The following is an 8,849-nucleotide window of genomic DNA, read 5'->3' as shown; positions in this document are numbered from 1 at the left end:
CTGTTTTTTGAACTTTACCTACTTTTGATTTATTTCTTGTAACTGACATTCCTAAACTTGCTACGATTAACATAGCTATTCCTATTTTTTTTAACATTTTTATCACTCGCTTTTATTTTTTATATTTATCATAATTTTTCAAACTATTATTTAATTTTCCAGCACTATAAAGAGAAACATTTATAAATGTATGGTCTACTGCTCTATATATTTCAATGAATATATTACTTGACTATCTCATTTGTTTCTTTGTACAATTTATTTTGAGTCATCAATTAACCATTTTCCATTTTGTTTTACAAGTTTTAATGTTATCTCTGTTCCACCTTGATGACCTTTTCTACCATCAACAACAAAATCTTCTTCGTATTTATCTTTTAAATAAACTGTTTTAGACTTAGAATCATATTTTTTCAATTGAAATCCACTTTCTTCTCTTATATCCATTATTCCTGATCCTAATAAAGGGTCATAGTCATAATCAATATCATCATTTTCTTTTAAAAATTTCTCATCAGCAGGAGATAATTTTCCTTCAAGTGATTTTTGACTTAATTCTATATATTTTTCTCTTCTTCGGTATTCTTTTCTGAATTTTTCTGTAATTGGAGCTTTTGCAAGCCATTTATCAAGCTCATCAGGATCTCTAATTTCTATATATTCATTCATAAAGTTTATTGCTGTATTTATCGCTTCTTTATCCTCACTACTTAATTTTGTATTTACCTGATTACTTTCTTTAACTGTTTTTTGAACTTTACCTACTTTTGATTTATTTCTTGTAACCGCCATTCCTAAACTTGCTACTATTAACATAGCTATTCCTACTTTTTTTAACATTTTTACCACTCGCTTTCATTTTTTATATTTATTCATAATTTTTCAAACTATTGTTTAATTTTCCAGCACTATAAAGAGCAACATTTATAAATGTATGGTCTACTACTCTATATATTTCGATTATTTTTTTTGAATTATATAATAATAAAGCTCCTTTACGCTCTTTTATATTCATTTTTTCTTTAGAAATCTTATTTATATTTTTTTTATAAGCTTCAATTATTTTTGCATGTTCTTCATCTGTTGTTACTGAATCAAAGATTGTCGAATACAACTTATTTTCAGAAAAAGCAAAACTGTTAAATTGTCTTTTTACACCTAACGGATCCTCTACATTTGCATAATAATAAACAGCATAACTACCATTATCGTGTGAATTTGACAATGGTTCACTTTTCACAATATTTCTCAATTCTTTTGGAGAAATTTCAAAATTAATTTTATTCGTAACTTTTTCTCCAAATACTGTTGCTGATAATAATAACATCATAAATAATAAGATTTTTTTCATAATTAGTTCTCCTTTATTTTTTTTAAATTATTTTATTTTTGATTCATCAATTAACCATTTTCCATTTTGTTTTACAAGTTTTAATATTATTTCTGTTCCACCTTGATAATTTTTTCTACCATCAATAACAAATTCTTCCTCATACTTATCTTTTAAATGAACTGTTTTAGATTTGGGATCATATTCTTTCAGTAGAAATTCACTTTCCTGTACTAAATCTCCTATTCCTAATCCAAATAAAGGATCATATTGATAATAAGAATAGATATCACTATTTTCTTTTAAAAATTTCTTTTCAGCAGGAGTTAATTTTTCTTTAGGTGATTCACTTGTTACTGCATACAATTCTTTTTCCTTTAAATCTATATATTTTTCTTTTCTAAAATATTCCTTTCTAAATTTTTCTGTAATTGGAGCTTTTGCAAACCATTTATCGAACTCATCAGGGTTTTTTAATTTTATATATTCATTTGCAAAGTTTATTGCTATATTTATTATTTCCTTATCTTCATTGCTTAAGTTTTTATTTACCTGATTACTTTCTTTAAATGTTTTATGAAATTTAATTGGTTTTGATTCATTTGTTGTAGCTGCAATTCCTAAACTTGCTATAACTAACATTGCTATTCCTATTTTTTTTAGCATTTTTTATCCCTTGCTTTCATTTATATTTTTTTAAATATTAATTTTATAATTAACCTGCTGGATAATATTCCAATACATTCTTTATATTACCATTTTTATCAGTAATTACAACCTTTTTAGATTTTTCATCAAATCCAAAGTACAATTTAGGATGTTTTTTCCCATCTTGACCAATATAGTTGTCTATATAATAAATTCCTTTTACAGCTGTTTTTCTTATTTTATAATATGAAACATAAGCTTCAGAATTTTCATCAAGACTTTCTTTAATGGTAAAACCATTTAAATTTTTGATATTATTAAAATCTGATACTAACGGAAGACCATTTTCAGGTTTTTCATCATAATATGATGATAGATAAAAGTCATTATTTTTAGCAGATTCTAATTTTCCTATTTTAAAACTATATGCGTTATATACACCCTCTACACCATCTTTTTTATCCAACCAGCTAAAATTCATTATGCTGATTTCCTGTTCGGGAACTTTATTTTCTTTTTCAATTTTCTCCCAGCTTTTTCCTGTTGTAGTAATTTTTGCTGCAAATGCCATTGCACTTAACACAAGCAATCCTGTTAAAACTAATTTTTTCATAAAAATCATCTCTCCTTTAAGTTTTCATCAACTATATTTTCTGCATCACTAATCTATAGACAGATAATCACCTTCCCATTCAATTCCTTTTTCCTTTGCATATTCAAAACTGTCTGTTTTAAGTTTGCCAGTTTTTTTATTTACAGTGTAACTGAACATACGAGGTTCAACTCTAGGATCTCCTCCACATTTTTCGTTATCACTACGTACATCAACCTGAAAATCTTCCGCAGTTTCATCAATGTAAAATTTCATACACTTTGTTCCCGATTTACCACCAAGGTTATGCTTAATTATAGATTTTTTCACAGTTTTTAATGCTTCTTCCTCATTTTTTACAGGCGCAGCAGTTAAAAAACTAGCACATAATAGCAAAAGAATAAAAGTTTCAATCTTTCTATTAAAAAACTTTTTCATAATAATCATCTCTCCTTTAAGTTTTAATTTTATAATTTTTTATTAAACTAATACATAATTCGGCCTGGAATATATTGGCTTACGCTGTTATCCTTTTTTTCAATTAATTCTTTAAGTTTTTCAAAATCACTATTAAAGGCAGTATTTTTTATATCTGCTATATCTATTTTACTCAGAGTTTTTAATGCTTCTCCAAATTTTCCTAAACGACGTTCAGCTTCAGCTTTCAAAAATACAGCTTCAAGATAATCATTTCTTTTAATATTTTTCATTTCCATGTTAATATTCTCTTTAAATGATTTATAGGTCATCTTTTCTAATTTGTCAGCATAACTTAGAGCTTTTTTCAAATCAGCTTCTGTTGATAAATTATTTTTATCATAAACTTCGCCAATAATTCCTCCATGTTCATCCAGATAATGTAAAATAATCAACTTCCAATGTTTTGGCTGTGCTTTAAGAAATACTTCATCTATAGCTTTTTTATTACCTAAAGAACTATACAATTCTGCTTGCCTTAAAAGCTCCTGTCCCGAATACTGTCCATTATTTTTTCTAATTACTGCCTGTAAATAATTCAATGCCTTTTCCCTAAAAATTTTCTTTGCTTTCTCATCAATACCGCTTTCATTATAATATTTATAACTATAACTACTTTCAGCCTTCTGCAAACTGGAAACACTATAATAAAAATCAGCTATCTTTTCTAAATAAATATTCTTATCCTGCTTTTCTATAAGAGCGTTTGCTTTATCATATTCCCTGTTACTGATATACAAGTAAGCTAAACTCGATGGAAAATCATCTTTTTTTCCTGAAGTTAAAGATTTTTCAAGATAATCTATCCCTTTTATCAGACTCTCCTTTAAAGTATCATTATTCTGAACATTTCTATTAATGTGTTCAATATATGATTTATAATATGCTTCCCCTATTTCTTTATCTGAAAATCCTCCTGCCATTTCATAAAATCTCCCTAAATAATACTCTTTAGGAGAATTTTGAGGAATAGCTTTATATTCTTTTGAACTTATTATCTTTTCATATTTCTTCAATTCCTCTTTTGTAAAATTTTCTTTAAACATTACAAATTTATTTTCTGGACATTGCTGCGGCAAACTTATACCAGCTCTAAATTTTTCATTTCCTATTGGACAAGTATACTCTTTAGTTACTATTCTTATGGAAAAAGAATTTGAAGCACACATTAGCAATCCTGCTGTAATTAGTGCAGATAAATTTCTTTTTTTCCTTTTCATATCAACTCCTTTCCCTTTGATAAATATATTTTATCAAATGAACCTTAAAATTAACTGAAAATTTTTAAGAAATTTACAATATAATGAAAAACTATAAATGAAAAAACTTCTAATATTAATACCTAATTGGTTCTGGAATATATTGTCCTACACTAATGTCTTTCTTATTTATTCTTTCTTTAAGAATTTTAAAATCATAATCATAAAGCGTATCTTTAACATCTGCTAAATTTATTTTACTTAAAGTTTTTGATGCTTCTTCAAATTTTCCTAAACGACGTTCAGCTTCAGCTTTTAAAATTATAGATAAATTATATTGAATTTTATCAGCATTATTAGTTTTAGAAATCATTTTTGCTAATTTGTCAGCATAGCTCAATGCTTTTTTCAAATTATCTTCTGTCGCTAATTTTTTTTCATCATAGACATCACCAATACTTTCTATAGGCTCGTCTAAATAATATGACACAATCCAGTATTCTGATGGTGCTTTAGAAAATACCTCGTCAATTGCCTTTTCATTTCCTAAAGATTTGTATAAATCTACCAGTCTGAAAAGTTCTTCCTCTGAATAACGTCCTTTATTTTTCTTAATTACATCCTGTAAGTAATACAACGCTTTTTCTCTAAATTCTTTTTTTGTTTTTTTATCAATACTTTCCTTATTAAAATCCATATAATCATAACCATAATAGTCTATTTGAGATTTTTCTATATCAGAGAGAGTGTAATAAAAATTTGCTATTCTTTCCAAATGAACATTCTTATCCTGTTTTTCCACTAAGGCATTTGCTTTATCAAATTCTTTGTTACTAATATATAAATAAGCTAACTTCCAAGGAAAGTCGTTTTTATTTTCCGTAGGCAAAGATTTTTCAAGATAACTTATCCCTTTTGCCAAACTTTCCTTTAAAGTATTAGCATTTTCAAAATTCTCATTAATTTGTGCTATATATGCTTTGTAATACGTTTCGCCTATTTCCTTGTCTGAAAATCCTCCTGCCATTTCATAAAATCTCCCTAAATAATATTCTTTAGGCAAATTTTGAGGAATAGCTTTATATTCTTTTGAATTTATTATTTTTTCATATTTTTTCAATTCTTCTTTTGTAAATTCATTCTTGAACATTACAAATTTATTAGTCGGACATTGTGGCGGATAATCAAAACTACTAAACTTTTCTTTTCCTATCGGACAAGTATAATCTTCTTTTATTGCTGGCATAGAAAATCCATTTGCAGCATAAAGTGTTAATCCTGTCATAACTAATACAGATAATTTTCTTGATTTCTTTTTCATAGTTCTCCTACTTTCTTATCATAACAATACTGTTTTAAAATTTGTATCAAAAGCTATGATATATTTAAATTTAAAAAGATTCAAGTGTATTTTAGCAAATTAACCTTAAATTTAACTGAAAATTTTTACTTTTTTAGATTCTATTTTTTTAATTTCCATTTTAAAATTTGACCTGTTGATAAATTAATTTTAAAATCATATTCTATATAATTGGCTTTTATTGTACCCTTATAGATTGATTTTTCAGCATTTACAAGAATAATTTCTTCAAATGAAGCATAATTCAGATCATCATAAACATTTTTCTTCAATTGCTCTAAAATGATATTTTCTACATTTTTTTCTTTCCTACTAAAGTTGTATTTAGCTCTATCATAACTTTCTTCCTCAGTTCTTCTTTTACTATATTCCATCATACTTTGCATATCAGCATATCCATCACGTTCAGTCTTTTGTTCTATTGGTGATGGTGACGGTGCTACTGCTGGTGCATTTTTCGCTTGGAATGTATCTTTTCCAACGCCCCAACGAGAATCAGATATAAGTCTTTCAGTAGAACTATATGTGATTACTTTTCCTGTATTTGCATCAACATTATATCTATATCTTTTATTTTTATAAAAACATATACTTCTGATGCTAATCCACTAATTGCATAAACATATTTTTTATTTTCTTTTTCTAAAATAAGTTTTGTCAACTTTGCATTATTTGAATGTATTTTAGAATGTTCAAAAACAATTTTTTTAGCTCTTTCCAAATTTATTTTGACTCTATTGTTTCTTATTGTTACAGTTGTTATTTCTGCAGAATACAAATTTATGTCAGCTGAAGCAGACAACACTGCTAAAATTAAAAATGGTGTCATTCTTTTTTCTAGTATTTTCATTTTTTTCCCTTTCTATAAATAAAAATATATTAATCAAAATAACCTACTTAATTAGATTACAAAATTTTTTCAGGTAAGTAAAAAGTAAAAACAGTTCCTTTCCCTAATTCACTTTCTACCATAATTGTCCCTTTATGCTCTTCAATTATCCATTTTACAATAGAAAGCCCAAGTCCTGAATTATCAGTGGAACGGGAAGATTCAACCTGATAAAAACGATTCCAGATTTTATTAATATGTTCACTTGAAATTCCTATTCCATCATCAATAATTTGACATTTTATTTTTGATTTTTGTACATCAGTATTTTCAGATTCATTTTCTATTTTATTTAAAGTTATTTTTATTGTTCCATTTTCATTTCCATAAGTAATCGCATTTGAAATAAGATTTATAAAAACTCGTGTAAGCATATCTTTATCAACATCTGCAAAAATATCATTTTTCTCATCGTAAATAATTTTAATATTTTTTTCTTTAGCGTAATTACTTTCAACTTCAATAACTAACTGAATAATTTCATTCAAATTCTCATTCTTGATATTAAGTTTTTGATTTTTTTTATCCATTCTGGCAAGCATAAGCAATTCAGAGATTAAACTTGACATCTTTTTGGATTTTTCTAAAATATTTTTTAATATATCTTTTGATTCTTCATTTAAGTTCAAATATTTCAAACTATATTCACTTTGCATACGAATTGCTGAAAGTGGAGTCCTTAATTCATGAGCAACATCCGATGTAAACTGAGCTTCTCTATCAAATGCCTCCTGCAAACGATTAAACATCTGGTCAAAAGTTTCTGCTAAATCATAAATTTCTCTTTCCCCATTTTTCAAATTAATCCTTTGAGATAAATCATCTCCCTTTGAAATCTTATTAACTGTTTTAACTATTTGCTCAATTGGACTAAAGGATTTTTTTGTTATAAATTTTCCACTTAAAACTGAAACAAATATTAAAAACGGAAATATAACAATGAATATCAAGATAATAAGTTCTATATTTTTTTCAAGGCTAGAAAAAGGTGTAATTCCTCTAATCAATATTTCCCCATACCCATCAAGATTTTTTCTTATATCATAAACATACCATTTCGAATTTGATTTTTCCTGCTTTATTATTTTTAACTTATTACTTTCAGCAGAATTTTTTGAAACTTCTAAATCAATATTTGTATTTCCATATATAAAGTCATAATTTTTATCATAAATCGAAATAAAAATATCATTAGTTATAACGCTAAGATTATTGTCAATCATTAATTCACCATCTTCAAACTCAATATTCTGGTTTATTTTTTCTACTGTTGTTTTAAGCCTTTTATAAACCGAATTTTTTACTGCGATAGAACTTATATAAAACATTGTTCCTAAAAAACATAGTACAATTATAATTATCATGCTTGTATACCATAATGCAATTTTTGTTTTTATTGAAATTCTTTTTTTATTATTTATTTTATTAACAAAATTATTACTAGTATTTTTATTCATTTTCTTCCTTTAAGACATATCCTACACCTCTTATTGTATGAATCAATTTAGGCGTAAAATCTGTATCAATTTTTTTTCTCAATAGCCTTATATGTACTTCAATCACATTACTATTTCTTTCAGAGTCAAAATCATAAATATGCTGCTCAATTTTTTCTTTGGAAATAACTCTTTTTTTGTTTCTTATCATATATTCCAGCACTGAAAATTCTTTTGGAGATAATTTTATCTTCTTTTCATCCCTATATACAGTGTGTGTATTGCAGTCAACTGTAAGATTTGCTAATTTAAAAACATTTCCTACTGAATCAGATTTTATACTATTTTTTCTAAGAATTACACGAATACGTGCAAGCAATTCTTCAAAATCAAACGGCTTTACTAAATAATCATCAGCTCCATAATCCAGCCCTTTTACTCTATCCTGAACACTTTCTCTCGCAGTTAAAAATAAAACTGGTGTCTGTATACCTTTATTCCGTATTCTCTTCAATACTTCAAACCCATCAAGTTTAGGCAACATTATATCTAATATCAGCACGTCATATTCTGTAGAAAAAATATAATCTAACGCTTCTTCTCCATCAAAACAGCTGTCAACACTGTAATTTTCCTTTTTTAATGTTCTAGATATAATATCGTTTATCATTCTCTCATCTTCTACAATTAAAATTCTCATCTTCTAAATCCTTATTCTTGTTATTTTATTTCTATTTAATTTCTTGTATATACTCAAATCCGTTTAATATCATTCTATTAAATTAAATCACTTCTAATTTCAATTTTAAAGTAATTCTGTTATGTATTCCTTTTCAAATTCTTTTGAAGCATACTCCAACACCTTAAAGTTATTTACTCTTCTATACATTTTTTTCTGTGATTCCCTCAATTCTTCAA

Annotated in this window: 11 protein-coding genes; all 11 read right to left on the bottom strand. The window is 26.2% G+C overall.

The window, feature by feature from the left end:
• Positions 1-258: 258 nt before the first annotated feature.
• Positions 259-840 carry a hypothetical protein gene (locus tag Q0370_RS00700; protein WP_299570717.1) on the bottom strand — a complete coding sequence of 194 codons (582 nt, stop codon included), beginning with the start codon at positions 838-840 and terminating at the stop codon, positions 259-261.
• Positions 841-868: 28 nt separating this feature from the next.
• On the bottom strand, positions 869-1,351 hold the full coding sequence (locus Q0370_RS00695; protein ID WP_299570714.1) for a hypothetical protein: 483 nt from the start codon (positions 1,349-1,351) through the stop codon (positions 869-871).
• Positions 1,352-1,378: 27 nt separating this feature from the next.
• Positions 1,379-1,996 carry a hypothetical protein gene (locus tag Q0370_RS00690; RefSeq protein ID WP_299570712.1) on the bottom strand — a complete coding sequence of 206 codons (618 nt, stop codon included), beginning with the start codon at positions 1,994-1,996 and terminating at the stop codon, positions 1,379-1,381.
• Between the two features lie 49 nt (positions 1,997-2,045).
• Positions 2,046-2,591 (bottom strand): hypothetical protein, encoded by a 546-nt coding sequence (locus Q0370_RS00685; RefSeq protein ID WP_299570709.1) that lies wholly within the window; start codon positions 2,589-2,591, stop codon positions 2,046-2,048.
• A 48-nt stretch (positions 2,592-2,639) separates the two neighbouring features.
• Entirely contained in the window at positions 2,640-3,008 is a 369-nt protein-coding gene (locus tag Q0370_RS00680) for a hypothetical protein (RefSeq protein ID WP_299570706.1), read from the bottom strand.
• A gap of 47 nt (positions 3,009-3,055) precedes the next feature.
• Positions 3,056-4,267: a hypothetical protein gene (locus tag Q0370_RS00675; protein WP_299570704.1), complete on the bottom strand. Its 1,212-nt coding sequence runs from the start codon at positions 4,265-4,267 to the stop codon at positions 3,056-3,058.
• 115 nt (positions 4,268-4,382) lie between these two features.
• A complete protein-coding gene (locus tag Q0370_RS00670) occupies positions 4,383-5,567 on the bottom strand; it encodes a hypothetical protein (RefSeq protein ID WP_299570702.1) in 1,185 nt (394 codons plus the stop codon).
• 140 nt (positions 5,568-5,707) lie between these two features.
• The gene (locus Q0370_RS00665) at positions 5,708-5,983 is read right to left on the bottom strand and encodes a hypothetical protein (RefSeq protein WP_299570700.1); all 276 of its coding nucleotides are present in this window, start codon (positions 5,981-5,983) and stop codon (positions 5,708-5,710) included.
• Positions 5,984-6,135: 152 nt separating this feature from the next.
• A complete protein-coding gene (locus Q0370_RS00660) occupies positions 6,136-6,456 on the bottom strand; it encodes a hypothetical protein (protein ID WP_299570697.1) in 321 nt (106 codons plus the stop codon).
• 56 nt (positions 6,457-6,512) lie between these two features.
• A complete protein-coding gene (locus Q0370_RS00655) occupies positions 6,513-7,952 on the bottom strand; it encodes a HAMP domain-containing sensor histidine kinase (RefSeq protein WP_299570695.1) in 1,440 nt (479 codons plus the stop codon).
• The gene (locus tag Q0370_RS00650) at positions 7,945-8,631 is read right to left on the bottom strand and encodes a response regulator transcription factor (RefSeq protein WP_147005685.1); all 687 of its coding nucleotides are present in this window, start codon (positions 8,629-8,631) and stop codon (positions 7,945-7,947) included. Before Q0370_RS00650 ends, Q0370_RS00655 begins: the two co-directional genes overlap by 8 nt.
• Positions 8,632-8,849: the final 218 nt, after the last annotated feature.

The sequence above is a fragment of the uncultured Leptotrichia sp. genome (genome assembly GCF_938036635.1).
GTDB classification, from domain to species: Bacteria; Fusobacteriota; Fusobacteriia; order Fusobacteriales; family Leptotrichiaceae; genus Leptotrichia; species Leptotrichia hongkongensis.
Note: the sequence above shows the minus strand (reverse complement) of the source record. Positions and strands in the feature narration are given on the sequence as shown.